This is a genomic window from Bacillus cereus group sp. RP37 (assembly GCF_040459695.1).
Classification (GTDB): domain Bacteria; phylum Bacillota; class Bacilli; order Bacillales; family Bacillaceae_G; genus Bacillus_A.
Window position 1 is genome coordinate 1274331 of the sequence record NZ_JARVHP010000001.1, and the last position, 25262, is coordinate 1299592.

The window sequence follows — 25262 nt, forward strand, 5'->3', positions numbered from 1 at the left end:
GGAATGAAAAGAATGAACTTAGATTTTTCGGCGATTACGCCTTCGATACCGTATATATTAAAAGGTCTAGAAGTTACTTTGAAAATTGTGGCAGTATCAGCGTTAGCAGGATTTATTTTAGGAACGTTATTAGCACTTTGTAAAATTGCTAGAATACGAGCATTAAATATAGCGGCAGATCTTTATACATCAATTTTCCGTGGTACACCACTTGTATTGCAATTAATGATTATTTATTTCGGTGTCCCGCAAATAATTGGTTATGAAATACCAGCCTTCTTAGCAGCTGTACTTGCATTTAGCTTAAATTCAGGTGCATATATGTCAGAAGTAATCCGTGCGGGTATTCAAGCAGTGGATAAAGGACAAACAGAAGCAGCGATGGCTTTAGGGATTCCTTACGGGAAAATGATGAGAAATATCATTTTCCCTCAAGCATTAAAAAATATATTACCAGCGCTTGTGAACGAGTTTGCGACTCTTACGAAAGAATCGGCTGTAGTAACAGTAATAGGGGCGACGGATTTAATGCGCCGTGCTTACATTGTCGGTGGTGAAACGTTTAAATATCTTGAACCATTACTTTTTGTTGGCCTGATTTATTATACGTTAGTTATTATTCTTACATTAGTCGGGAAGGCAATTGAAGGGAGAATGAAGAAAAGTGATTAAAATTGAAAACCTTCATAAATCATTTGGAAAAAACGAAGTATTAAAAGGGATTACAACAACGATTGAAAAAGGGGAAGTAGTTGCAATTATTGGACCGTCTGGATCAGGGAAATCAACATTTTTACGTTGTATGAATGTGTTAGAAGCACCGACAAATGGTCACATTTGGATTGGAATGGAAGAAGTAACGAATCCGAAAACGAATATTATGCACGTTCGTGAAAATGTCGGAATGGTATTTCAGCATTTTCATCTATTTCCTCATATGACTGTATTAGAAAATATTACGTATGCTCCTATTAATGTAAAAGGAGTAGCGAAGAATGAAGCTGAGAAAAAAGCTCAGGAACTTCTGGATAAAGTAGGATTACTTGATAAGAAAGATTCCTATCCAAACCGTCTTTCGGGAGGGCAAAAGCAACGTGTAGCAATAGCGAGAGCGTTAGCGATGGAACCAGAAGTGATGTTATTTGATGAACCAACATCAGCACTAGATCCAGAGATGGTGAAAGAAGTGTTAGAAGTTATGAAATCATTAGTTACGACAGGAATGACGATGGCGATTGTTACACATGAAATGGGATTTGCAAAAGAAGTGGCAGATCGTGTTCTCTTTTTAGATGGTGGAAAGCTTGTAGAAGATAGTGCGCCAGCAGAATTTTTTGCAGCACCGAAAAGTGAACGTGCGCAACAATTTTTACAAAAGATATTGTAATATGTAAAGGTTACGTGAATAATAAGTAGAAAAGGATGACATTGTGTCATCCTTTTTTTATACTAACTGTAAATACGTTTATACATATAGGAGCAATGCTATGTTCAAAATTGGATACCGTACAGTAAAAACAGCAATAGGGACAGGCGCAGCAGTTTTTATTGCTCAGTTATTAGGATTAGAATTTTATAGTTCAGCGGGGATTTTAGTTATATTATGTGTACAAAATACGAAGCGTAAATCACTTCAAGTATCGTTACATCGTTTTTTAGCTTGTATATTATCAATGGTATTCGCGTTTTGCATTTTTGAAACAATTGGATATACACCACTTGCAATCAGTGTATTATTACTTACATTTATTCCGACTGCAGTTATGCTTAAAATTCAAGAAGGTATTGTCACGAGTTCAGTTATTGTTATGCATCTATATTCATTGAAACAAATTACATGGCTTATTGTTGGAAATGAAATTGCGATATTAACGATAGGGATTAGCGTGGCTTTATTAGTAAATATGTATATGCCAAGTAGTGAAAATAAGCTAAAAGAGTATCAGGATAAAATAGAAAGTAATTTTAAAACAATTTTGTTTGAAATGGTCGTTTATTTACGAAATAGAGAAAGTAGTTGGAGCGGGGCAGAACTTATTGAAACTGAAAATATGCTAAATGAAGCAAGGGATTTATCGTTTAAGAAACTTGAGAATGCATTTATGCGAGAAGATGGTTATTACTATCGTTATTTTAATATGCGTATGCAACAATTCGAAATTTTAGAGCGGATGATACCATTAGCAGCTTCTTTATCATGGACATATGAACAAGCTGACATGATTGCGGATGTGGTTGAAAACATTGGGAATGCTATTAGCCCGGAGAGTACTGGGGTTATTTCCTTAAGACAGCTTCAAGAAATGAGAGAATTATTTAGAGACATGCCATTGCCAGTTACACGTGAAGAATTTGAAATACGTGCGAAACTTGTTCAACTTGTGTATGAAATGGAACAATATTTACTCATTAAAAGTCGCTTTAAGGGAAAGGATAATATAAAAGAACTTATATAGAAGGTAGGAATTATTTATGCCGTATCTTCTCTCTATCATATTATGTCTTTCTTTATCACCGATTTGGCCTCTTGGTGATAATCCACGTGCAGGAGATCCTTTTATTATTGTAAATAAAGCAACGAACAAATTAGCTTACATTGACGATGGAAAGATTCAAAGGGTTTTTCCAGTAGCGACAGGAAAAACAAATGAATTAACTCCAGAAGGAACTTTTGATGTTGTAATGAAAGCGAAGGATCCGTATTATATTGCGAAGGATATTCCAGGTGGATCACCGAAAAATCCACTTGGGTCAAGGTGGATTGGATTTAATGCAAGAGGAACTGATGGAAGTAAATATGGAATACATGGAACAAATCAACCTGGTTCAATTGGAAAGTATATTTCACAAGGATGTATAAGAATGAAGAAAAACGATGTGGAGTATTTATTTGATCGCATTCCAATCGGAACGAAAGTATGGATTGTGAAGTCGAAAAAATCATTTCAGCAATTGGCAAAAGAAAAAGGAGCCATTGCATATGAAAAAGCCAACGAAAAGGTTGGCTTTTTCATATGCAATAAGTTGTCTTGACATGTGTACATAACCATGAGTTAATGAGAGTATAGAAAGATAAAATTAGATAAAGGGGTTGCTCATATGTACTTGAATCCAAAAATTTCGTATATGCAGTTTTTTATGGGATTTCTATTTGTTATTACATTCATATTGGCAACTTTTAATATATGTTCTTATCTTGTAGCAATTGTATGTATGGCATTACTCAATCTTACTTTTGTTATTGGAGCATTTCAGCAGAAACAATATACAAGTTTTATAATAGCACTTGTAATGTCATTTTCCTTTAGTATTGTAGCGATTGTGCTTTATATAAAATAAACCATCTCGATATCGAGATGGTTTATTTTATTATGTTATGTGTAAAAAGTAAAAAAAGGACGAACACATCGTCCTTTTTACCAAAACATACTTGCGCCAGCAAGTAATGTTGTTACAAGCATAGAAATTAGCATTACATAAATCATAACTTTTTGAGCTTTTTTATGCATCGTTATACCTCCTTGCAAATCAGTACAATATCATTGTAACGAGAAATGATATTGTGGACAAGGGGAGAGAAATGACAAAATTCGAGAAGTGCGTGTAAAGTATAACAGGAAATTTATATGTATGTAGAGAATATATATAATGATAGAGTATAAGTTTTTTTGTTATGCAGGCTGAAGAATGGAGATACGATGATGAAAATATATGAAACAGATCGTTTACATTTAAGGGAAATTGATGAGTCGTATGCTGAAAAAGTTCTTCAATATTACGACAGAAATCGTGAATTTTTAAAGGCTTGGGAAGAGTATAGACCGGATGATTTTTTTACGTTAGATTATCAAAAGAAAAAGTTACAAAAGGATAGAAAAGAGTTCGCAGAAGGTAAAATCATCAGATTATGGATTTTTAAAAAGGGTGATGATACGAAAATAATTGGGTGTATTTCATTTAATTTAATTGTTCGTGGAATTTATCAATCTTGTGTACTCGGTTATAAATTAGATAAGAAAGAGTTAAACAAAGGTTATACGACAGAAGCGCTTAGAAAAGCTATTCAAGTAGCTTTTGGGGAATTTCAATTACACCGTATAGAAGCACCGATTATGCCACGAAATTTAGCATCTATACAAGTAGTGACGAAGATAGGCTTTCAATATGAGGGTGTGTCTAGAAAGATGTTAATGGTCAATGGAGTGTGGGAAGATCATATGCGCTGGGTATTGTTAAATGAGTAATAGAAAGCAGATGGTTATCTAGACATATAAACCGTCTGTTTTTTGTCTTGTATTTCGAAACTTTTGTGAAATTCTGTTATAATTAATAGTGTTACATACATAATGGTAGTGCAGGAGGCGCAGTCTTATGATTAATCAAGAACGTTTAGTAAATGAATTCATGGAATTAGTACAAGTAGATTCTGAAACTAAATTTGAAGCAGAGATTTGCAAAGTATTAACAAAGAAATTTAAAGATTTAGGTGTAGAAGTATTTGAAGATGACACAATGTCTGTTACTGGGCATGGTGCAGGTAACTTAATTTGTACATTACCAGCAACAAAAGATGGTGTTGATACAATTTACTTTACTTCTCATATGGATACAGTAGTTCCTGGTAATGGAATTAAGCCTTCTATTAAAGATGGATATATCGTATCAGATGGTACTACGATTTTAGGTGCGGATGATAAAGCAGGATTAGCATCAATGTTTGAAGCAATCCGTGTTTTAAAAGAAAAAAATATCCCTCATGGTACAATTGAATTTATTATTACAGTTGGAGAAGAATCTGGTCTTGTTGGTGCAAAAGCATTAGATCGTGAGCGCATTACAGCGAAATACGGTTACGCATTAGATAGCAATGGAAAAGTTGGTGAAATCGTTGTTGCAGCTCCAACACAAGCGAAGGTGAATGCGATTATTCGCGGGAAAACAGCTCACGCTGGTGTAGCACCAGAAAAAGGTGTATCTGCAATTACTATCGCAGCGAAAGCAATTGCGAAGATGCCACTTGGTCGTATTGATTCTGAAACAACTGCAAATATTGGACGTTTTGAAGGTGGTACACAAACGAATATCGTTTGCGATCATGTACAAATCTTTGCAGAAGCGCGTTCTTTAATTAATGAAAAAATGGAAGTACAAGTTGCTAAAATGAAAGAAGTATTTGAAACAACTGCAAAAGAAATGGGCGGTCAAGCAGACGTTGAAGTAAACGTTATGTATCCAGGATTTAAATTTGCTGATGGCGATCACGTTGTAGAAGTTGCAAAACGTGCAGCTGAAACAATTGGTCGTACACCTTCTCTTCACCAAAGTGGTGGCGGAAGTGATGCAAACGTAATTGCAGGACACGGTATTCCAACAGTTAACTTAGCAGTTGGTTATGAAGAAATTCATACAACAAATGAAAAGATACCTGTTGAAGAATTAGCGAAAACAGCAGAATTAGTTGTAGCAATTATTGAAGAAGTAGCGAAGTAATATAATAGAAAAAGCGTGTAAATCACAATTGATTTACACGCTTTTTATTTTGATTCGATTGCTTTTCCCTTTATGTATTTTATGTAAATTATATAAAATACATAAAGGGAAAAGAACAAGTTATTTATTATAAATATTGTCCGAAATTTGATATAATGAAGGAACAAATGTTCTTTGGAGGGAGTGAGTACTATGCGAGAAATGTATCCGAAAAATGGTCGTGTTATTTTGCATGTAGATATGAATTGTTTTTTCGCATCTGTTGAAATTGCTCACGACCCATCATTACAAGGGAAGCCGTTAGCAGTTGCTGGGAATGAAAAAGAAAGAAAAGGAATTATCATAACATGTAGTTATGAGGCAAGAGGCTATGGAATACGTACAACGATGCCTCTTTGGGAAGCAAAAAGGTTATGCCCGCAATTAGTTGTAATGCGTCCTAATTTTACATTATATCGTGAAGCTTCCTTTCAAATGTTTCAAATTCTTTCCCGTTTTACGGAAAAAATACAACCAGTCTCTATAGATGAGGGGTATTTAGATATTACAGATTGCTACGCACTCGGTTCGCCTCTTGAAATAGCAAAGATGATTCAGCAGGCGTTATTAACAGAGTTACAACTTCCATGTAGCATCGGAATTGCTCCAAATCTTTTCCTAGCAAAAACAGCTTCTGATATGAAAAAGCCTCTCGGTATTACGGTGCTTCGAAAACGAGATATTCCAAAAATGATTTGGCCACTTCCGGTTGGAGCGATGCATGGAATTGGAGAAAAAACAGCAGAAAAATTAAATGATATTCATATACAAACCATTGAGCAGTTAGCAAAAGGAAACGAACATATCATTCGCGCTAAAATTGGAAAGCATGGTGTTGATTTACAACAACGGGCAAAAGGTATGGATGATAGGGAAGTTGATCCGAGTCAAATGGGACAACATAAAAGCGTTGGTAACTCGATGACTTTTTCAAAGGATATGGATGAAGAGAAAGAATTGCTTGATATGTTAGAACGCTTATCAAAATCAGTGAGTAAAAGATTACAAAAGCGAACTCTTGTCAGCTATAATATTCAAATTATGATTAAATATCATGATAGGCGGACAGTAACGCGGAGTAAGCAATTGAAAAATGCTATTTGGGAAGAACGAGATATTTTTCAGGCAGCATCTCGTTTATGGAAGCAACATTGGGACGGTGATTCCGTTCGTTTACTAGGTGTTACAGCTACTGAAATAGAGTGGAAGACAGAATCAGTGAAACAATTAGATTTGTTTTCATTTGAAGAAGATGCGAAAGAAGAGCCGCTACTTGCTGTCATTGATCAGATTAACGATAAGTATGGAATGCCACTTTTACAACGTGGTAGTCAATTATTGCGTAAGCAGGAAAAGTCTTTTCAGCAAAAATTAGAAAATAAGTTTATGTAGAAGGTGTCATGAAGCTATAAATATCATGACACCTTTTATTTTTAAATTGCTTCTAAATCTAATGAAGTTTTCCACCCTGCTGCAGTAACGCCAGCTTCTAATAGCATTCTACTCACTATTTTTTCAATTAAGACTGCTGCATTTGTACTGCAATGTAATGTAGCTTGTATACACACTTTTTGCTTAGAATCTACGTCTTCACTATACAATTCTTTTAAACCGATGCCTTCAGAACTTACCATATGCATAAGTAAAAAACGAATATGGGCTTCATGTTCTTCTGAACAAGTAAGAGAAAGGAAGTAGTTCGTTTGTTCAGGTGATTCTTCTTTTGATTTCTGATTCATAAAGAGAGCGATTGGGCGAAGTAGTATATTTGCTAGTAAAACGCCAGTTGCACCTAATATAGCTGCAACGAGGAAACCAGCGCCTGTAAGAGTACCGACAGCAGCTGCGCACCATAGAGTAGCCGCAGTATTAAGCCCTCTAATACTAAAACCATCGCGGATAATAACACCGCCGCCTAAAAAACCAATCCCACTAACGACTTGAGCGGCAATACGTGAGGGGCTAGCATCATGATCCAGCATGACGGATAATAAAACAAATATACAGGCACCAAGTGATACGAGAGCATTTGTCCGCAAGCCAGCCATCCTGTGTCTCCATTGCCGTTCCATTCCGATGCAAGCACCTACAATAATTGCGATAAATAATCTTAATACAATGTCATACCATACCATCATGGTCACCTCCATACATATAAGTCCATGTTATGTTTTTGAGAATGAGTGGGGAGTACCCGCTCATTCTCATTTTTATCCCGCTATTTGCAGGCTGGTTAAAGTTTCACTTTATAACCAGCTATGAAACTTTTTAATATAAACTTTTTTTAGGAACTGTGTTAAGAAAGCATAGCCTAATAGTATTCCTACTAACCAAGGGAAATAGCTAAGTGGTAATGCTTGTAATCCAACGGCTGCTCCGAGTGGTGAGAATGGAATATAAATTCCAATTGCCATAATACAAGCGGTTAATAAAAGAACCGGTGCTGATGCAGTACTTTGAATAAATGGAATCTTCTGTGTTCTTATCATGTGAACAATTAAAGTTTGTGTTAGTAATCCAACAACAAACCAACCAGATTGGAATAATGATTGTTCGCTAGCTGTATTTGCGCCGAAGACGTTCCACATGACTACATATGTGATGATATCAAATATGGAACTGATTGGACCGATGCAAATAATGAAGTTCCGTAAGTTGGCAGTATCCCATTTTCTTGGTTTTTCTAAAAACTCTTTATCCATTTTGTCCCATGGAATAGATAGTTGTGAAATATCATAAAGCAAGTTTTGAATTAAAAGGTGAATGGCAAGCATCGGCAAGAAGGGGATGAAAGCACTTGCTACTAACACACTAAATACATTTCCAAAGTTAGAACTTGCTGTCATTTTAATATATTTTAAAATATTACCAAATATAGTGCGTCCTTCTAGAATACCTGCTTCTAATATCGTTAAACTTTTTTCAAGTAGAATAATATCGGAAGACTCTTTTGCAATATCAGTTGCAGTATCAACAGATATGCCAACGTCAGCTTCACGTAACGCTACAGCATCGTTAATACCATCTCCCATATAGCCTACAGTGTGACCATTCCCTTGTAATACTCGTATAATGCGTGATTTTTGCATTGGATTTAGTTTAGCAAATACAGTTGTTTCTTCGGCTAATTTTGCTAATGCTTTATCAGGTAAAGCATCGATTTCGTAACCAAGGACAGGCTCACCGATGTTTAATCCAACTTCTTTGCAAACTTTTCTTGTCACGATTTCGTTATCGCCAGTTAAAATTTTCACTTGTACACCATGTTTCTGTAATGCTTGAATGGCAGTAGCTGCAGATGGTTTTGGTGGATCTAAAAAGCCAATATATCCAGCGAGAATCATATCATTCTCATCTTTTATCACGTACTCTTTATCATGTAATGGTCTATCTTTTTTATAAGCTACAGCAATAACACGCATACCTTCACTATTCAACGTCTCACTTAGTTGTTTTACATTTGAGCGCATATCATCAGTAAGAAAAACAACTTTGCTATCAACTTCAGTGTAGTTACAAATAGATAAAATTTCTTCTACGGCACCTTTACAAACCATTGTATGTTCCCCTGAGCTATCTTTCACGATGACAGACATACGCCGGCGAGCAAAATCAAATGGAATTTCATCTAGTTTTTGAAAAATGGATGGATCAAACTTCTGGTTTTCTTCTGTATGTTTCATAACAGCTTTATCTATTAAATTTTTCAATCCTGTTTGATAGAAGCTATTTAAATAGGCATAGTGTAATACACGATCACATGTATTACCGTTAGGATCTAAGTGCCGAACAAGTACAACTTCATCTTCTGTTAAAGTTCCCGTTTTATCGGTACAAAGAATGTTCATAGCACCTAAGTTTTGAATAGAATTCAGTTGTTTTACTATTACTTTCTGTTTAGACATGTTAACAGCACCTTTAGCTAAATTAGCAGTTACAATCATTGGTAACATTTCAGGTGTAAGACCAACAGCAATAGCGATAGCGAAGAAGAAAGCCTCTTGCCAATCACCTTTTGTGAATCCGTTAATGAGAAGAACGATAGGTGCCATAATAAGCATGAATGTAATTAAGAGCCAGCTTACTTTGTTTACACCTTTATCAAAGCTTGTTTCTACGCGCTTGCCAATTACCTTATTTGCTAAAGAGCCGAAATACGTATCGGTACTTGTGGAGATGACAACAGCTTTTGCGCTACCACTTACAATATTTGTACCCATAAAACAAAGGTTTTCCATATCGAGTGGATTGTAATTTTTTTTCATGTTTTTCGGTAAAATATGTTTATTCTCTGTATGGTAGCAGTTTTCGTACTTTTCCACAGGAAGTGCTTCCCCAGTTAAAGAAGACTGATTCACAAATAAATCTTTAGCTGATAAAATACGCACATCAGCCGGAACGATATCACCGGCCGAAAGTGAAATAATATCGCCAGGTACAAGTTCTTCAATTGGAATTTCCGTTGGATCATTTTGCTTTAAATTCATTACGTTTTTTGTTTCGTGTACAAATCCATCTATTCTAAAGACGCTTGCCGTTGTTCGAACCATAGCTTTTAACTGATCCGCAGCTTTTTGAGAACGAAACTCTTGTAAAAAGCGGATCGTTGCACTTAGCATTACCATTACAGATACGACAATGGTTCCTTGTATATCATCTGTGAAAAAAGAGAGTGCGCCGAGAGCTAATAAAACAAAAATAAATGGATTTTTAAATGCCAGTAGAAATTGAATGTACCACGGCGATGTTTTATTATGAGCTATTTCATTTGGGCCATATAAAGAAAATCTATGAGACGCTTCTATTTTAGAGAGGCCATTTTGTGTTGTTTCTAAAAGTCGTAACGCATTGTTTACATCTTGTATTGCGACTTCCACCAGTAATCCGTTATTTGTTTTCATATGATTTTGATCGTATGAATGCTTTGTTTCTTGTTTTTGTAAATTTAACATTGGTAGTTCCTCCTTTTTCATGAAGGAGGAAACAATCTGTTACTCAACTATTTAAAATTAGGAGGAACAGCTTCTTTCCTACCTACATGATGAAATATTAACGTAAAACATATTATGGGTATCTGGGCCGAATCATCAATTGCCAACTGTTCCTCACCTCCGTACAATTTAGTAGTTTCTGAATATGCTATGTTTGTTTCATAGTAAGGTGCGTATATACGTAAAAAGACCTTTACTCAAAACGAGTAAAGGTCTGAATTCGCAGTTAAAAGAGTCCACAACAAAGACTGTTAGTAAACATAGATAAAAACAGTTTTTGTGTATGACAAAATACATGCACCTCTCCCTCGTTGAGTTTTAGCACTGTATAGCATAGGTACTGAAACCAGCTACGTTAAGAAAGGCCTTCATTCCGACCTTTCCTGTTGACCCATTGGCGTCTCTCGACATTTTTGGGCAGCAGCGTTTCTCTATACAGGAGCCTCACCTAACAGAGACCATATTCAATTACATGTTGAATGTTAGCACTGTAATTTTGTAGTGTCAATACATTTTTTTGAAAACTCAAATAGATTTATGCTGGCTATATAGTAGGAAATAAGAGGGTTTTTTTGAAATAAGGTGGGGAAATAAATAAAAAGCACTGATTACAGTGCTTTTTATTACAGATTATGAGATTGTAGTATTTTCAAAAATAACAATTTCTGAACTATTTGTTGTTGAAACGCGTTGTGCGTAATATGTTAAAGCTGAAGAAATATATGTTGGTAACGAATCATTTGTATGTGTTGTTGTATATTCATGGATTAATTCTTTCAAAGTCGTCCATTCTAATTGTGCTGGGTGATCAGACACGAAAGAACTTACCCAGCGATCAAATGAAGATGAAAAATCAGTTTGTAAACGAAATGCTTCTTTCATAATAAAACGCTCCCTTAAAATGTAGTATAATCATTTTAACATAAAATACGAACGATTACTAAGTTTTTTGAGTATAATGTTCGTGTTATATAGTTGTCTAGATGATTGGTTATGTAAATTCGATTTGCCATTTGAAATAACATTCCGTAAGATGAAAGGTAGATTATATAAAGAGCTGGAGGAAAGAAAGTGGAATTTGTATTTTTAGGAACTGGTGCAGGTGTTCCTTCGAAAGGAAGGAATGTTTCGGCAATTGCTTTGCAATTGTTAGAAGAACGAGGGCAGACTTGGTTATTTGATTGTGGCGAGGCGACGCAACATCAAATATTACATACATCTGTACGCCCACGCCGCATTGAAAAAATATTTATTACGCATTTACATGGTGATCATATTTTTGGGTTGCCTGGTTTATTAGGAAGCCGTTCGTTTCAAGGAGGGACTACACCTTTAACAGTGTATGGACCAAAAGGAATTAAACAATTTATTGAAGTGGCATTGTCAGTAAGTACGACACATGTAAAATACCCACTTGAAATTGTTGAGATAACAGAAGAAGGTACTGTGTTTGAAGATAATGAATTTCGTGTGGAAACGAAAAGATTGTCACATGGTATTGAATGTTTTGGGTATCGTATTATAGAGAAAGATATACAAGGTGCTCTTTTAGTAGATAAATTACTGGAGATGGGTGTGAAACCCGGTCCACTTTTTAAACGTTTAAAAGATGGAGAAGTAGTTGAATTAGAAAATGGCACGATACTAAATGGAAAAGATTTTATCGGTCCACCTCAAAAAGGAAGAATTATTACCATTTTAGGTGATACAAGATATTGTGAAGCGAGTAGAGAGCTAGCACAAGACGCTGACGTACTTGTTCATGAAGCAACTTTTGCGGCAGAAGATGAACAACAAGCGTATGATTATTTTCATTCCACATCTAAGCAAGCTGCGAGTATTGCACTTCAGGCAAATGCAAAACGATTAATATTGACTCATATTAGTTCTCGTTATCAAGGGGATACATATAAGGAATTATGGAAAGAGGCAAGAGAGCTATTTTCTAATACAGAAATAGCTACGGATTTAAAATCATTTCCAGTGGAAAGATAATAATGTTGTGAAAAAATGGTGACGAAAGGTTGCCATTTTTTTTATTTCTAAAAAAATTTAAAATAAAACTGTTATCATTTTATGTTTATATTGGATGAAACAGAAATTTTTAATGATGTGAAGATATAGGATAAAAATACATAGTACTGATTATTTAGAAAAACTGTTATATAAGTCAGATGACATACGAGTGGTACAAATAGCAAAAATGGATCGTTATTCAGAACTTTTAAAATTCATTAAAAGTAAGCGTTTTATTAAAAACAAGCTATAATGAAGGCAGAATATAATTTATTGTAGGCCACATGCGTTTTAGCCATTTGTCGTAACAAGTGAAGTTGACTAAATCGTGAGAGAGGAATATGAAAATTATAAATACGAAGGATATTACTATTATTTGTACTAAGTCTTTTTTCACCTTTTAGCTTTAAAGCACCAAAAGGTATGAAAGCAATGGGAGTTTCACTTGTTTATGCTATCCTTGTAAGGGGTTCTGTGTTAAACTTTGGATTGCTACAAGACTTTATTGTGGAGTATCTTATATTATTAGTAAATGAAGGTAATGCTAAGTTTCGTATTTATTATGATAACTGGTATTATTTCAGGATATATTGTTTCACTGTTATTCAAAAGCGATCCAATTTGTATAGCAGAACAAATACGTCGTACAACTGGAAAAGTAACCGATTCGGTAGCTTAATAGAATAGTAAAAAATTTTTTCATAGAGGTTTAGGGGGAGTTATGATGAAGTATCGCTCAGTATTTGATATTATTGGCCCAGTTATGATTGGTCCATCAAGTTCACATACAGCAGGCGCAGCAAGAATGGGGCAAGTTGCTCGCCAGCTGTTTCGTCATGAACCAGAAAGAGTAAGCATTTCATTATATGGATCATTTGCAAAGACGTATCGAGGGCATGGTACGGATGTAGCATTGATCGGTGGAATATTAGGGTTTGAAACAGATGACTTACGTATTCCAGAGGCGCTAGACATAGCAAAAGAGCGCAAAATCGAAGTAGAATTCATTGAAGAAGATGCAAATGCACCTCATCCAAATACAGCGAGAATTCGTTTGTATAAAGGTGAAGAAGAAATTGAAGTTGTTGCTTGCTCAATTGGTGGCGGTAAAATTGAAGTTGTAGAATTAAATGGATTCGATCTTCAATTAACAGGCACGAGTCCAGCACTACTTATTGTAAATAACGATCGCTTCGGTGCTATTGCAGCAGTAGCTTCAATCCTTGCGAAACATGAAATTAACATTAGTACAATGAGTGTTTCTCGTAAAGAAAAAGGAAGAAGAGCGCTTATGGTTATCGAAACAGATGAATTATTAGCAGATGAAGTAATTGAAGAAATAAACGCGCAAGAAAATATTTGTCAAGTAACTATTATGGAATAATTGCAGGGGGGACACACCATGTTTCGGAACGCAGCGGAACTAGTGGCGCAAGCTAAAGAACAAAATGTAAAAATCGCAGAAATTATGATTCAATGTGAAATGAAAACTAGAAGTATTTCACGTGAAGAAGTAATTGCTGGTATGGAAAAGAACTTAGTCGTGATGGAGCAAGCAGTAGAACGTGGTATTCGCGGAGTGAAATCACCAACTGGTTTAACTGGCGGAGATGCTGTAAAAGTTCAGGCGTATATGAAGAGCGGAAAAGGCTTATCTGGAGATACGATTTTGGACGCAGTGAGTAAAGCAGTTGCAACAAATGAAGTAAACGCAGCGATGGGAATCATTTGTGCAACACCAACAGCAGGGTCTGCTGGAACAGTGCCAGGTGTACTTTTTGCACTGCAAGAAAAATTACAGCCGACACGCGAAGAAATGATTGAATTTTTATTTACAGCAGGAGCTTTCGGTATGGTTGTTGCGAATAATGCTTGTATTTCCGGCGCGGCAGGAGGTTGCCAAGCTGAAGTAGGTTCAGCAAGTGGAATGGCAGCAGCAGCTGCAGTTGAAATGGCTGGTGGAACACAAGATCAAGCGGCTACAGCGATGGCGATTTCATTAAAGAACATGCTTGGTTTAGTATGTGATCCTGTTGCAGGACTTGTAGAAGTACCGTGTGTAAAACGTAATGCAGCAGGAGCTGCAAATGCGATGATTTCAGCTGATTTAGCATTAGCTGGTGTAACGAGTACAATTCCATGTGATGAAGTAATTGAGGCAATGTTTAGAATCGGACAAACGATGCCAGTAGCACTTCGTGAAACAGCTGAAGGCGGACTTGCAGCAACACCGACTGGTCGCCGTCTGCAAGAAGAGATTTTTGGGAAGAATAATAAATAAAAAATATATGTTTATAAAAAATGGAGCTCAAGTAAGATTGAGCTCCATTTTTTTTATTTTTCTTTTGCTATTTTTTCTAATGTTTTTCCAAGATCGTGTGATCGTTTCGTTGCTTGTGTAATACAGGAAATTAACGCTTGTTGAAAATTATGCTCCTGTAATACTTCAATACCTGCCTCGGTCGTCCCGCCAGGAGAAGTAATTTCCTTTCGCAGAATAGAAGGGTGTTTTTCACTTGCTTTTAGCATTTCAGCAGCACCAATCATCGTCTGAAGAATAAGTGACTTTGCAACATCTTCTTTTAAACCAATTGTTTTTGCGGCTTCTTCCATCGCTTCCACTACGTAATAAATATAAGCAGGCCCACTTCCAGATAATGCAGTGACAGCATGCATATCTTCTTCCTCTACAACAGAGACGAGACCGATCGTTTCAAATAAAGCGATGGCAGTCTGAATATGATCCGCTGTTGCATGTTTTGAAGGCGAGATAGCGGTAGCTGATTTTAAAATAGCGGCGGATGTATTTGGCATCGCACGAATAATCGGAACATCTTTTTGAAGTAGGTTTCTAATCGAGTGAGTAGAAACACCTGCTAATAACGAAATAATAAGCAGGTTATTATGTATATATTCTTTAAAAGGAGTAAGCGCTTCTGCAACATCCTTTGGTTTCATTGCTAGAAAAAGAATATTTGTATCAGTAAGTAGCTCTTTTTTATTATGCGTACCTTTGACGCCGTATTTTTTATGTAGCTCCTGCAACCTTGTCTCGTTAGAACGATTACTTACGGTAATTTGTTCGCTTTTCACAACATTTGCATGTAACAAGCCACCAATAATAGCTTCAGCAATAGAGCCTGCACCGAGAAAGGAAATATTTTGAATAGACATGATGTTCCTCCTTTAAATTTGGTTAGAAATTCTTATAAATGTACATACATTCGTTTTTTTATAGGAAACACCTCTTTTTATCTGAAAATAATGACAAATATATGGAGAAGTTGTAAACTGAAGAAGTATTCATTTTTGAACCGGAAAGAGACAGGGGGGCTAAGCATGACGGCGATTCACCGAATGGAGATTCCTGTGCCATTTGCAGTTGAAACTGTAAATGTGTTTTTAGTTGAGGGGGAGACATTAACATTAATTGATACAGGGACGAATACAGAAGGGGCAAGAAATGCGTTAGAAAGTCAATTAGGTGCATTAGGATATGCGATAGAAGATATTGAAACAGTAGTCATTACGCATCATCATGCGGATCATTGTGGGCTTTTAAATATATTTTCTGAGAAAACGAACATTATTGGACATCCTTGGAATGAACCTTGGATCACGCAAAATCCAGAATTTTTAAAGCGGTATCATGAGTTTTTTAGAGAGACAGCTTTGCAATTTGGTGTTCCAGCAGCATTTTTGAAAGATGAAGCATTATTGACGACAAGAACACTTAAATATTCTTGTAATAGATCGTTAACACATACTGTGAGAGAGGGAGATTGCATTGATTCTTTACCTGGGTTTACAGTAATTGAAACACCGGGTCATGCCTCCACTCATATTTCATTATATAGAGAATCTGATGGAATATTAATTGGCGGGGATGCTCTCATTAGTCATATTTCTTCAAATCCCATATTAGAACCACCATATGAGGGACAAACAGAAAGGGCACGCCCGTTATTACAATATAATCAAACGTTAAAGCGTTTAAGTGAAATGAATATTTCGCGCATTTTATCAGGACATGGAGAAGATGTTCTAAATGTGAAACAACTTATTGAAACGAGATTACAAAAGCAAGAAACACGTGCGTTTAAAGTGCTTGAGTTATTAAAGGAAAAACCAATGACAGCATTTGAAGTATGTGTAAAACTATTTCCGGTATTATACAAAGAACAATTGCCACTTACTATTTCAGAAACTGTTGGACAATTAGACTTTTTAGCATATAATCAACAAGTGATGATTGATGAATCTTCGCAACAATCGATTTATTATGCAAAGTAGGTGACAGCAATGACGGGACGTTTACAAGATAAAGTAATCGTCATTACAGGTGCTTCTAGTGGAATTGGAGAGCAAGTTGCAATGCAAGTTGCAGAGCAGGGGGCGACTCCAGTATTAATGGCTAGAACAGAAGAGAAATTAAAAACGTTAGTAGACAAAATTAAAGAAACTTATAATACGCCTTGCTATTATTATGTATTAGATGTAAGTGAAGAGACGGAAGTACAATCTGTTTTTTCAAAGGTATTACAAGAAGTGGGACGTATTGATATATTAGTAAACAATGCGGGATTTGGTATTTTTAAAACATTTGAAGATGCGTCAATGGATGAAGTGAAAGATATGTTCCAAGTAAATGTGTTTGGATTAGTAGCTTGTACGAAAGCGGTACTACCCTATATGGTAAAAAGGAACGAAGGACATATTATTAATATTGCTTCACTTGCCGGGAAAATTGCAACTCCGAAATCGAGTGCGTATGCAGCGACGAAACATGCAGTATTAGGATTTACGAATAGTTTACGCATGGAGTTGTCTAGTACAAATGTTTTCGTAACAGCGATTAATCCAGGTCCGATAGATACGAACTTTTTTGAAATAGCTGATCAATCGGGTACATATGTAAAAAATATGGGACGGTACATGTTAAAGCCGACATATGTAGCAGAGCAAATCGTACAATCGATGCAAACGAAAAAGCGTGAAGTAAACTTACCGAAGTGGATGGGCATTGGTCCGAAACTTTATGCGTTATTCCCAGGTTTATTTGAGCGTGTTGCAGGCAAATCATTAAGTAAAAAATAGGAGATTTCCATATGGAAATCTCCTATTTTTTTATTTTCCAGTCACATAATCGTAAACGATATCCTCAACTGCCTCGTATACATCAATTTTAGTATTTGAATGAATTATCGTTTGAATATGTTTAATAAGCATTTCCTGATCCTCATTTGACATAGGATTACATTGATATTGCTGAAAACTTTTTATAATCATTTTCTCAATTAATTTTTCATTCATGTTTTCCCCGCCTGTATGTACGTATGTATTGTTTTATCCCGCTATTTGCGGGCAGTAAAACTCCCACCTTAAAATTCGGCTGGAGCAAAGAAGTTAGGTGGGAGATCAACTGCCCGTAAACGCCCGATTGGTGTGGGCTAATAATCAGTGGGGATGAACAAAACCCCACTGATTATAGTTTCACTTTATTGTACTTGAAGTGAAATAAAAAAACTACTATGCACTATTTATGTATGAAAATCCGATTGTGTATATTGTTTTTCTAATAAAATTAAGTTTTTTAAGTTTATAAAATTTATAAATATTTAATTGACTCTATAAATATACAATATTATAATCATACTTAATTTAAAGAATCGATATGAGGAGGAGCATATGAAAGTCGCGATTATTGGAGCAACTGGGTATGGAGGTATTGAGTTAATTCGGTTATTAGAGCAACATCCATATTTTTCGATAGCATCTCTCCATTCTTTTTCGCAAGTTGGCGAGTGTATAACAAATGTATATCCTCATTTTCAAAATATTCTTGTTCATACGTTACAAGAAATTGATGCGGAGGAAATAAAGAAGAAAGCAGAAATTGTGTTTTTAGCAACCCCAGCAGGAGTATCAGCAGAGTTAACTCCAAAATTATTAGCAGTAGGTTTAAAAGTAATTGACCTATCTGGAGACTTTCGTATGAAAGACCCTTCGACATATGAACAGTGGTATAAAAGAGCAGCTGCAAAAGAAGAAGTTCTTAGGGAAGCTGTATATGGGTTAAGCGAATGGAAAAGGTCCGAGATTCAAAATGCAAATTTAATTGCAAACCCAGGATGTTTTGCTACAGCTGCATTATTAGCGATATTGCCGTTAGTCCGTAGCGGCATGATTGAAGAAGATTCGATTATTATTGATGCGAAATCAGGGGTATCTGGAGCGGGCAAAACGCCAACAACAATGACTCACTTTCCTGAGTTATACGATAATTTGCGTATTTATAAAGTAAATGAGCATCAACACGTTCCTGAGATTGAGCAAATGCTTGCAGAGTGGAATAGGGAAACGAAGCCAATCACGTTTAGTACACATTTAATACCGATATCACGAGGGATTATGATTACACTTTATGCGAAAGTAAAACGAGAAATGGAAATAGAACAACTTCAAAAATTATATGAAGAAACGTATGAACAATCGCCTTTCATTCGAATTCGCACGCAAGGAGAGTTTCCAAGTCCGAAAGAAGTGAGGGGCTCAAATTATTGTGATATGGGTATAGCTTACGATGAAAGAACAGGAAGAGTGACAGTCGTTTCTGTTATAGACAATATGATGAAAGGGGCGGCTGGGCAAGCAATTCAAAATACAAATATAGTAGCGGGGCTAGAAGAAACAACAGGTTTACAGCATATGCCGCTTTATCTATAAGGGGGACATGATGATTAAAGTAGAGTCTATTATCAAACTAGAAAATGGTTCAATTGTAACGCCAAAAGGCTTTTCGGCAATCGGTACAGCAAATGGTTTGAAAAAAGAAAAAAAGGATTTAGGTGTAATCATTTGTGAAGTACCAGCATCATGCGCCGCCGTCTATACAACGAATCAAATACAAGCAGCCCCGCTGCAAGTAACGAAAGAAAGTATAACGGCTGAGGGGAAATTACAAGCTATTATCGTCAATAGTGGAAATGCAAATGCTTGTACAGGAATGAAAGGCTTACAAGATGCTTACGAGATGCGTACATTAGGTGCGGAACATTTTGGAGTGAAAGAAACTTATGTTGCAGTCGCTTCAACAGGTGTAATTGGTGTTCCTTTACCGATGGATATAATCCGAAAGGGAGTTGCAACTCTTATCCCGACGAAGGAAGTAAGTGAAGCACGTTCTTTTTCTGAAGCGATTTTAACGACGGATCTTATAACGAAAGAAACTTGCTATGAGATGATTATTGATGGGAAGAAAGTGGCGATTGCTGGTGTTGCTAAAGGTTCGGGGATGATTCATCCAAATATGGCAACAATGCTGAGCTTTATTACAACAGACGCTCATATAGAGCATGACGTATTGCAAACAGCATTATCACAAATAACGAATCATACATTTAATCAAATTACGGTGGATGGAGATACTTCTACGAATGATATGGTCATCGCTATGGCAAGTGGATTATCAGAAACGAAACCAATCAATATGGAACATACAGATTGGGAAACTTTCGTATTTGCTTTACAGAAGGTATGTGAAGATTTAGCCAAAAAAATTGCACAAGATGGTGAAGGTGCTACGAAGTTAATAGAAGTAAATGTACTAGGAGCTCGAACGAATGAAGAGGCAAAGAAAATCGCAAAGCAAATAGTCGGTTCGAGTCTTGTGAAAACAGCAATACATGGTGAAGACCCAAACTGGGGGCGAATTATTAGCAGTATTGGACAAAGTGAAGTAGCTATTAGTCCAAATACAATTGATATTACTCTTCAAACTATCACTGTGTTAAAAAATAGTGAACCTCAAATGTTTTCTGAAGAGGAAATGAAAATGAAATTAAAAGAACATGAAATTATGATTGATGTGTATTTACATTTAGGAGAAGAGACGGGATCAGCATGGGGCTGTGACTTAAGCTATGAATATGTGAAAATAAACGCTTGTTATCGTACATAAGGAGAGGGAAGATGAGCGATTATATTGTAGTGAAATGTGGCGGTAGTATGTTGGATCAATTAAATGATGTGTATTTTGATTGTATAAAGAAATTGCAGCAGAAGTATAAGATAGTGATTGTCCATGGTGGTGGTCCAGAAATTGATGCCAAATTAAAAGATTGTAACATCAACGTAGAAAAAAGAGATGGATTACGAGTAACACCAAAAGAGGTTATGGATGTTGTTCAAATGGTGCTATGCGGAAGTACGAATAAAAAACTCGTAATGAATTTACAAAAGCATAATTTACTTGCGGTAGGTTGTTCAGGGTGTGACGGAAATTTACTTCAAGTTCAACCTGTCAGCGAGGAGATAGGATATGTGGGAGAAGTAAGTTATGTCGAAACGGCCTTACTAAAAGGATTAATAAATATGAATTATATTCCTGTTATTGCTCCGGTCGGGATACATGATAATGAGATATATAACATAAATGCGGATACCGCTGCAGCTGGAATTGCGGCCGCATTATCTGCAAAAGAACTCATTTTCATTACAGATGTAGATGGAGTATTACATGAAGGGAAATTAGTAAAGAAAACTGACGAATTCGAGATTGTTACTTTTATAGAAAAAGGTGTTATTACAGGCGGGATGATTCCGAAAGTACAGGCAGCACTAGCATCATTAAAAATGGGAGTGCAAAAGGTTAGTATCGTAAATGGGACGAAGGATTTTACCGAGGTTACAGGTGAGTGTATCGGAACGACGGTAACGAGGGGCGTGAGTATTGTATGACAAGTCATCTTTTTCAAACGTATGGAAGAAGAACTATTGAGTTTGTAAAGGGAGAGGGCACGAAAGTTATTGATAATAACGGTAAGCAATATTTAGATTTCACATCAGGAATTGGCGTATGTAATTTAGGACATTGTCATCCTACTGTTATGAAAGGTGTACAAGAGCAACTTCATGATATATGGCATATATCTAACCTGTTTACAAACAGCTTACAAGAAGAAGTCGCGTCATTATTAACAGAAAATATAGCATTAGATTATGTGTTTTTCTGTAATAGCGGGGCAGAGGCGAATGAAGCTGCTTTGAAGTTAGCCCGTAAGCATACTGAAAAATCTCTCGTCGTAACATGTGAGCAGTCTTTTCACGGTAGAACATTTGGAACGATGAGTGCAACAGGGCAAGATAAAGTGAAAGAAGGATTTGGTCCGCTCCTTCCGTCTTTTTTACATATCCCTTTTAACGATATAAAGGCGTTAGAGAAAGTAATGAATGAAGAAGTTGCGGCAGTAATGGTAGAAGTTGTTCAAGGAGAGGGAGGAGTCATACCTGCTGATCTATCTTTTTTGAAAGCGATTGAAACAGTATGTAATAAGTTCGGTTCTTTATTTATTATAGACGAAGTACAAACAGGGATCGGAAGAACAGGGACACTATTCGCTTACGAACAAATGGGAATAGATCCTCATATCGTTACTACCGCTAAGGCTCTTGGAAATGGCATTCCTGTTGGAGCGATGATTGGCCGAAAAGAACTTGGAATATCGTTTACTGCAGGATCACACGGTTCAACTTTCGGCGGGAATTATATTGCGATGGCTGCAGCGAAAAAAGTATTGCAAGTAAGTAAGAAACCATCGTTTTTAAAAGAAGTACAGGAAAAGGGCGAGTACGTATTAGAGAAATTGCAAGAGGAATTACAACATGTCGAATGTATTCAAAATATTCGTGGTAAGGGGCTTATGATTGGAATTGAGTGTAAGCATGAAGTTGCAAGTTTTATAGAACAACTAGAAGAAGAGGGACTTCTCGTATTACAAGCAGGGCCTAATGTTATAAGACTGTTACCACCACTTATTGTGACGAATGAAGAGTTAGAACAGGCAGTATATATAATAAAAAAAGTAATTTGTACAAAAAACGTATCAATCATATAAGGGGGAAGTTTCATGTCAACTGTACAAGTACCGAAATTAAATACGAAAGATCTTTTAACACTAGAAGAATTGACGCAAGAAGAAATTATTTCTTTAATTGAGTTCGCTATATATTTAAAAAAGAAAAAGCAGGAGCCTTTATTACAAGGAAAAATATTAGGCCTTATCTTTGATAAACATTCAACTCGTACTCGCGTATCTTTTGAAGCAGGAATGGTACAGCTCGGAGGACATGGCATGTTTTTAAGTGGGAAAGAGATGCAGATTGGGAGAGGAGAAACTGTTTCAGATACTGCGAAAGTATTATCTCATTATATTGATGGGATCATGATACGTACATTTTCACATGCGGATGTAGAAGAGCTTGCAAAAGAATCGAGCATACCTGTAATTAACGGTTTAACGGATGATCATCATCCTTGTCAAGCATTGGCAGATTTAATGACGATATACGAAGAAGTGAATACATTTAAAGGAATTAAATTGGCTTACGTAGGTGACGGGAATAATGTATGTCACTCATTATTGTTAGCGAGTGCAAAAGTCGGAATGAATATGACTGTGGCAACGCCTGTAGGATATGAACCGAGTAAGGAAATTGTAAAAAAAGCGTTAGCGATTGCTGAAGAAACAGGAGCTGAAATTGAAATTTTGCATAATCCTGAATTAGCGGTAAATAAAGCAGATTTTATTTATACTGACGTTTGGATGAGCATGGGGCAAGAAGGAGAAGAAGAGAAATACACTTTATTTCAACCTTACCAAATTAATAAAGAACTTGTTAAGCATGCGAAGCAAACATATTGTTTCTTACACTGTTTACCTGCCCATCGTGAAGAAGAAGTAACAGGAGAAATTATAGATGGACCACAGTCTATCGTATTTGAGCAAGCTGGTAATCGATTGCATGCGCAAAAAGCATTATTAGTAAGTTTATTTAAAAATGTAGAAGAGCCTTCCTAAGTGATGTACATCTCCAGTTGTTAGACACGAATAACAATTGGAGGTGTATTTTTTTATGTCTAAATTCTTACTAGAAGAAAAGGTAAATGAAAAAAGGTACTCCCTTCAGTATAAACTAAAAGTGCTTAATTATATGGATAGAAGAGGGACATCTAATAGAGAAACAGCTATTTAATTTTTTGTTTAACCTTTTGTTTCAAGGGTTTTAAGTTGATTTTAAAAATAGAGAAATTACGAAATTCTCTTATAAAATTTTTAGGGATTTTAGTTTGTTTTTAAAGTGTGGATTTGAAATAAAGTTTAGTCGTTTTGAAAGAAGATTAACTTTTTATAAAAAAGGTAAATTAAAATATTGGTTTATTATGGAAATGTGAGTTTGCAGATGATATGTTTATAATTGTGACAGAAAAGAAGGGTTCCTATGAAATACTTTTAATGTAATGGTTAGGCTCAAATAAGAGAGGGGGGATAAGATGTTAACAAACAAGTACTTAGACGATTTATTCGAAGAATTAAAAATAGAAGGTGAAACTTACTTTTACTATTTCTACTCCTATGTAACACCATCATCATCAGAGTATTTTAAATACGGTCTTGGAGCATTGGCAGACCTTGAGCATTTAATCATATGTTTTACTGATGAAAGACTTATGGTATTAGAAATATCAATGAGTGGTAAGTTCACTGGGAATATAAAGTGTATAGGCATGAAAGATATAGAAAGTGTGAAAGTTAAGAAAGGTTTGTTTAGAACTAAGATAACCGTCACTTCAACAGGTAACAGAGGGAATATTGTAATTAAAGCAAATAGTTTTACAATAGGTTTATCAAATCAGAAGAAAAACCTAATAAAATTGGAAAAGCAGTATAGTTAAAGATACGAGACAACTAGGTTTTTATTTGAAGAAGGATTACAAAGAAATCAATCTTCTTTATAAAAGAATAATTCGATTAAATACTAAAAGAGCATGTTTTGATTAATCCTTTTTTCAAAACATGCTCTTTTCTTTCGCTTTTTTATCACGGTTAATAGCATTAAATAGTACGAAAGATATCAACTATACGACTCAATTTCTTGATAGGAAATTGGCTAAAATAAAATAGTACAATATTTCCAGGAAGTTAGAATGATACAAAGATTTTAGGTAGTATAACTGATGTAGGTAACTCTTCCCAGTTAAGTATTAGAGGAAGAGATGGAGCGACTTTTCATAGGGGAATTTATTGACGGCGTAGAAATTGATGCAATAAAAATAGGTGACAGTGTGGTTAGTGGATATCCAACAGGTCAAATTAATACACGATTACCAGGTGGATTTACCAAATAGAGGAGGGACATAAATGTATGAAAAAGTAGATGCAGTATTAGCTGAAAATAGCTCAGATAACTACTTCTATGATGATGAATTTATGTATGTACAGAAGTTGATAAGTGAATTTACTGAAAATGATTGGGATAAATTATTTCAAAATTTAAAGGACAGAGATGATAAATATAAAATTAGATTAGTATATTGTATAGATGAAGATACTGGGATGAATGGATTCAATTTATTACTAGATTTACTCAATACGAATGATGAATTAGCTGAATATGTAATAGACTCTTTACGTTCTTTTAACAATAAAGAATATAAAAAAATAATCGCTTCCAACAAGCAAATAATGGATAAGGCAGAGAATCTACTGAAAAAATCGAGTCTGCCAGTTAAGAGAATTTTAGAAGCATTTTTACAACAAAATACACAGTCTTAGTATTTATATCTTTAGAAACAGAATTGTTTAAACTAAATAAAAACGAACTCTATTATTCGAATGGCGTCAAATAATAGTGGATTGACTAGTAAGAATCACCTGTCACCATTAG

The 25262-nt window shown here is 35.6% G+C and carries 28 protein-coding genes and 1 riboswitch; of the genes, 22 read left to right on the forward strand and 6 right to left on the reverse strand.

Annotated features, from left to right (window positions below):
* Positions 1-12: 12 nt before the first annotated feature.
* From QCI44_RS06820 to QCI44_RS06840, 5 genes are all read left to right on the forward strand, one after another.
* Positions 13-672, forward strand: a complete 660-nt coding sequence (locus QCI44_RS06820; RefSeq protein ID WP_001046918.1) for an amino acid ABC transporter permease — start codon at positions 13-15, stop codon at positions 670-672.
* Positions 665-1387, forward strand: coding sequence for an amino acid ABC transporter ATP-binding protein (locus tag QCI44_RS06825; RefSeq protein ID WP_016086362.1), 723 nt, complete (start codon positions 665-667; stop codon positions 1385-1387). Before QCI44_RS06820 ends, QCI44_RS06825 begins: the two co-directional genes overlap by 8 nt.
* A 100-nt stretch (positions 1388-1487) precedes the next feature.
* Complete coding sequence (locus tag QCI44_RS06830) at positions 1488-2456, forward strand: aromatic acid exporter family protein (protein ID WP_016086363.1); 969 nt, start codon at positions 1488-1490, stop codon at positions 2454-2456.
* 16 nt (positions 2457-2472) lie between these two features.
* A complete protein-coding gene (locus QCI44_RS06835) occupies positions 2473-3033 on the forward strand; it encodes a L,D-transpeptidase (RefSeq protein WP_016086364.1) in 561 nt (186 codons plus the stop codon).
* A gap of 66 nt (positions 3034-3099) precedes the next feature.
* Complete coding sequence (locus QCI44_RS06840; protein ID WP_016135324.1) at positions 3100-3339, forward strand: DUF3894 domain-containing protein; 240 nt, start codon at positions 3100-3102, stop codon at positions 3337-3339.
* A gap of 77 nt (positions 3340-3416) precedes the next feature.
* Here the strand turns inward: QCI44_RS06840 and prli42 are convergent, their stop codons facing one another.
* Positions 3417-3509 carry a stressosome-associated protein Prli42 gene (prli42, locus tag QCI44_RS06845; RefSeq protein WP_000549038.1) on the reverse strand — a complete coding sequence of 31 codons (93 nt, stop codon included), beginning with the start codon at positions 3507-3509 and terminating at the stop codon, positions 3417-3419.
* Between the two features lie 189 nt (positions 3510-3698).
* On the opposite strand from prli42, the gene QCI44_RS06850 reads away from it, so the two are divergent.
* The 3 genes from QCI44_RS06850 (at position 3699) to QCI44_RS06860 (ending at position 6921) form a co-directional block, all read left to right on the forward strand.
* Positions 3699-4244, forward strand: coding sequence for a GNAT family N-acetyltransferase (locus QCI44_RS06850; RefSeq protein ID WP_016086366.1), 546 nt, complete (start codon positions 3699-3701; stop codon positions 4242-4244).
* Positions 4245-4371: 127 nt separating this feature from the next.
* Complete coding sequence (locus tag QCI44_RS06855; protein ID WP_016086367.1) at positions 4372-5490, forward strand: tripeptidase T; 1119 nt, start codon at positions 4372-4374, stop codon at positions 5488-5490.
* A gap of 192 nt (positions 5491-5682) precedes the next feature.
* Positions 5683-6921, forward strand: a complete 1239-nt coding sequence (locus tag QCI44_RS06860; protein WP_098985778.1) for a DNA polymerase IV — start codon at positions 5683-5685, stop codon at positions 6919-6921.
* A 41-nt stretch (positions 6922-6962) separates the two neighbouring features.
* Here the strand turns inward: QCI44_RS06860 and QCI44_RS06865 are convergent, their stop codons facing one another.
* From QCI44_RS06865 to QCI44_RS06875, 3 genes are all read right to left on the reverse strand, one after another.
* On the reverse strand, positions 6963-7664 hold the full coding sequence (locus tag QCI44_RS06865; protein WP_016086369.1) for an MgtC/SapB family protein: 702 nt from the start codon (positions 7662-7664) through the stop codon (positions 6963-6965).
* A gap of 111 nt (positions 7665-7775) precedes the next feature.
* Positions 7776-10481 carry a magnesium-translocating P-type ATPase gene (gene mgtA / locus QCI44_RS06870; protein WP_116349047.1) on the reverse strand — a complete coding sequence of 902 codons (2706 nt, stop codon included), beginning with the start codon at positions 10479-10481 and terminating at the stop codon, positions 7776-7778.
* Positions 10482-10815: 334 nt separating this feature from the next.
* Positions 10816-10983, reverse strand: a riboswitch (M-box (ykoK) riboswitch).
* Positions 10984-11150: 167 nt separating this feature from the next.
* A complete protein-coding gene (locus QCI44_RS06875; protein ID WP_016086371.1) occupies positions 11151-11402 on the reverse strand; it encodes a DUF3932 family protein in 252 nt (83 codons plus the stop codon).
* A 189-nt stretch (positions 11403-11591) separates the two neighbouring features.
* Here QCI44_RS06875 and rnz point away from each other — a divergent pair, with 189 nt between their 5' ends.
* The 4 genes from rnz (at position 11592) to sdaAA (ending at position 14817) form a co-directional block, all read left to right on the forward strand.
* Entirely contained in the window at positions 11592-12515 is a 924-nt protein-coding gene (gene rnz / locus QCI44_RS06880) for a ribonuclease Z (RefSeq protein ID WP_016086372.1), read from the forward strand.
* Positions 12516-13077: 562 nt separating this feature from the next.
* Positions 13078-13215, forward strand: coding sequence for a hypothetical protein (locus tag QCI44_RS06885; protein ID WP_223261017.1), 138 nt, complete (start codon positions 13078-13080; stop codon positions 13213-13215).
* Positions 13216-13260: 45 nt separating this feature from the next.
* Positions 13261-13920 (forward strand): L-serine ammonia-lyase, iron-sulfur-dependent subunit beta, encoded by a 660-nt coding sequence (sdaAB, locus tag QCI44_RS06890; RefSeq protein WP_016086373.1) that lies wholly within the window; start codon positions 13261-13263, stop codon positions 13918-13920.
* Positions 13921-13938: 18 nt separating this feature from the next.
* A complete protein-coding gene (gene sdaAA, locus QCI44_RS06895; RefSeq protein ID WP_016086374.1) occupies positions 13939-14817 on the forward strand; it encodes an L-serine ammonia-lyase, iron-sulfur-dependent, subunit alpha in 879 nt (292 codons plus the stop codon).
* Between the two features lie 53 nt (positions 14818-14870).
* On the opposite strand, the gene proI is transcribed toward sdaAA, so the two are convergent.
* Positions 14871-15710, reverse strand: coding sequence for a pyrroline-5-carboxylate reductase ProI (gene proI, locus QCI44_RS06900; RefSeq protein ID WP_016086375.1), 840 nt, complete (start codon positions 15708-15710; stop codon positions 14871-14873).
* 165 nt (positions 15711-15875) lie between these two features.
* On the opposite strand from proI, the gene QCI44_RS06905 reads away from it, so the two are divergent.
* The gene (locus QCI44_RS06905) at positions 15876-16829 is read left to right on the forward strand and encodes an MBL fold metallo-hydrolase (protein ID WP_016086376.1); all 954 of its coding nucleotides are present in this window, start codon (positions 15876-15878) and stop codon (positions 16827-16829) included.
* A gap of 9 nt (positions 16830-16838) precedes the next feature.
* Positions 16839-17633, forward strand: a complete 795-nt coding sequence (locus QCI44_RS06910; RefSeq protein WP_016086377.1) for an SDR family oxidoreductase — start codon at positions 16839-16841, stop codon at positions 17631-17633.
* Positions 17634-17663: 30 nt separating this feature from the next.
* On the opposite strand, the gene QCI44_RS06915 is transcribed toward QCI44_RS06910, so the two are convergent.
* The gene (locus tag QCI44_RS06915) at positions 17664-17849 is read right to left on the reverse strand and encodes a YqzH family protein (RefSeq protein WP_016086378.1); all 186 of its coding nucleotides are present in this window, start codon (positions 17847-17849) and stop codon (positions 17664-17666) included.
* A gap of 375 nt (positions 17850-18224) precedes the next feature.
* Here QCI44_RS06915 and argC point away from each other — a divergent pair, with 375 nt between their 5' ends.
* The 8 genes from argC to QCI44_RS06955 all read left to right on the forward strand — a co-directional run bounded on the left by argC (position 18225) and on the right by QCI44_RS06955 (position 25150).
* The gene (gene argC, locus QCI44_RS06920) at positions 18225-19262 is read left to right on the forward strand and encodes an N-acetyl-gamma-glutamyl-phosphate reductase (RefSeq protein ID WP_098985776.1); all 1038 of its coding nucleotides are present in this window, start codon (positions 18225-18227) and stop codon (positions 19260-19262) included.
* A gap of 10 nt (positions 19263-19272) precedes the next feature.
* On the forward strand, positions 19273-20496 hold the full coding sequence (gene argJ / locus QCI44_RS06925) for a bifunctional glutamate N-acetyltransferase/amino-acid acetyltransferase ArgJ (protein WP_016086380.1): 1224 nt from the start codon (positions 19273-19275) through the stop codon (positions 20494-20496).
* Between the two features lie 11 nt (positions 20497-20507).
* A complete protein-coding gene (gene argB, locus QCI44_RS06930) occupies positions 20508-21275 on the forward strand; it encodes an acetylglutamate kinase (protein WP_016086381.1) in 768 nt (255 codons plus the stop codon).
* A complete protein-coding gene (locus QCI44_RS06935; RefSeq protein WP_033660116.1) occupies positions 21272-22432 on the forward strand; it encodes an acetylornithine transaminase in 1161 nt (386 codons plus the stop codon). Before argB ends, QCI44_RS06935 begins: the two co-directional genes overlap by 4 nt.
* A gap of 12 nt (positions 22433-22444) precedes the next feature.
* The gene (gene argF, locus QCI44_RS06940) at positions 22445-23395 is read left to right on the forward strand and encodes an ornithine carbamoyltransferase (protein WP_016086383.1); all 951 of its coding nucleotides are present in this window, start codon (positions 22445-22447) and stop codon (positions 23393-23395) included.
* 473 nt (positions 23396-23868) lie between these two features.
* The gene (locus QCI44_RS06945) at positions 23869-24270 is read left to right on the forward strand and encodes a PH domain-containing protein (RefSeq protein ID WP_016086385.1); all 402 of its coding nucleotides are present in this window, start codon (positions 23869-23871) and stop codon (positions 24268-24270) included.
* A 321-nt stretch (positions 24271-24591) separates the two neighbouring features.
* The gene (locus QCI44_RS06950; RefSeq protein ID WP_016086386.1) at positions 24592-24723 is read left to right on the forward strand and encodes a hypothetical protein; all 132 of its coding nucleotides are present in this window, start codon (positions 24592-24594) and stop codon (positions 24721-24723) included.
* A 13-nt stretch (positions 24724-24736) separates the two neighbouring features.
* Complete coding sequence (locus QCI44_RS06955) at positions 24737-25150, forward strand: hypothetical protein (RefSeq protein WP_016086387.1); 414 nt, start codon at positions 24737-24739, stop codon at positions 25148-25150.
* Positions 25151-25262 lie beyond the last annotated feature (112 nt).

Coding starts and splice junctions, on each gene's coding strand:
- prli42 (WP_000549038.1), bottom strand. CDS start 3,509: ATGCATAAAAAAGCTCAAAAAGTTATGATTTATGTAATGCTAATTTCT.
- QCI44_RS06955 (WP_016086387.1), top strand. CDS start 24,737: ATGTATGAAAAAGTAGATGCAGTATTAGCTGAAAATAGCTCAGATAAC.
- QCI44_RS06840 (WP_016135324.1), top strand. CDS start 3,100: ATGTACTTGAATCCAAAAATTTCGTATATGCAGTTTTTTATGGGATTT.
- sdaAB (WP_016086373.1), top strand. CDS start 13,261: ATGAAGTATCGCTCAGTATTTGATATTATTGGCCCAGTTATGATTGGT.
- argC (WP_098985776.1), top strand. CDS start 18,225: ATGAAAGTCGCGATTATTGGAGCAACTGGGTATGGAGGTATTGAGTTA.
- QCI44_RS06945 (WP_016086385.1), top strand. CDS start 23,869: ATGTTAACAAACAAGTACTTAGACGATTTATTCGAAGAATTAAAAATA.
- QCI44_RS06860 (WP_098985778.1), top strand. CDS start 5,683: ATGCGAGAAATGTATCCGAAAAATGGTCGTGTTATTTTGCATGTAGAT.
- QCI44_RS06850 (WP_016086366.1), top strand. CDS start 3,699: ATGATGAAAATATATGAAACAGATCGTTTACATTTAAGGGAAATTGAT.
- argB (WP_016086381.1), top strand. CDS start 20,508: ATGAGCGATTATATTGTAGTGAAATGTGGCGGTAGTATGTTGGATCAA.
- QCI44_RS06830 (WP_016086363.1), top strand. CDS start 1,488: ATGTTCAAAATTGGATACCGTACAGTAAAAACAGCAATAGGGACAGGC.
- QCI44_RS06835 (WP_016086364.1), top strand. CDS start 2,473: ATGCCGTATCTTCTCTCTATCATATTATGTCTTTCTTTATCACCGATT.
- QCI44_RS06935 (WP_033660116.1), top strand. CDS start 21,272: ATGACAAGTCATCTTTTTCAAACGTATGGAAGAAGAACTATTGAGTTT.
- QCI44_RS06910 (WP_016086377.1), top strand. CDS start 16,839: ATGACGGGACGTTTACAAGATAAAGTAATCGTCATTACAGGTGCTTCT.
- QCI44_RS06820 (WP_001046918.1), top strand. CDS start 13: ATGAACTTAGATTTTTCGGCGATTACGCCTTCGATACCGTATATATTA.
- sdaAA (WP_016086374.1), top strand. CDS start 13,939: ATGTTTCGGAACGCAGCGGAACTAGTGGCGCAAGCTAAAGAACAAAAT.
- argJ (WP_016086380.1), top strand. CDS start 19,273: ATGATTAAAGTAGAGTCTATTATCAAACTAGAAAATGGTTCAATTGTA.
- QCI44_RS06875 (WP_016086371.1), bottom strand. CDS start 11,402: ATGAAAGAAGCATTTCGTTTACAAACTGATTTTTCATCTTCATTTGAT.
- proI (WP_016086375.1), bottom strand. CDS start 15,710: ATGTCTATTCAAAATATTTCCTTTCTCGGTGCAGGCTCTATTGCTGAA.
- QCI44_RS06915 (WP_016086378.1), bottom strand. CDS start 17,849: ATGAATGAAAAATTAATTGAGAAAATGATTATAAAAAGTTTTCAGCAA.
- argF (WP_016086383.1), top strand. CDS start 22,445: ATGTCAACTGTACAAGTACCGAAATTAAATACGAAAGATCTTTTAACA.
- QCI44_RS06855 (WP_016086367.1), top strand. CDS start 4,372: ATGATTAATCAAGAACGTTTAGTAAATGAATTCATGGAATTAGTACAA.
- QCI44_RS06865 (WP_016086369.1), bottom strand. CDS start 7,664: ATGGTATGGTATGACATTGTATTAAGATTATTTATCGCAATTATTGTA.
- mgtA (WP_116349047.1), bottom strand. CDS start 10,481: ATGTTAAATTTACAAAAACAAGAAACAAAGCATTCATACGATCAAAAT.
- QCI44_RS06950 (WP_016086386.1), top strand. CDS start 24,592: ATGGAGCGACTTTTCATAGGGGAATTTATTGACGGCGTAGAAATTGAT.
- QCI44_RS06885 (WP_223261017.1), top strand. CDS start 13,078: ATGCTAAGTTTCGTATTTATTATGATAACTGGTATTATTTCAGGATAT.
- QCI44_RS06905 (WP_016086376.1), top strand. CDS start 15,876: ATGACGGCGATTCACCGAATGGAGATTCCTGTGCCATTTGCAGTTGAA.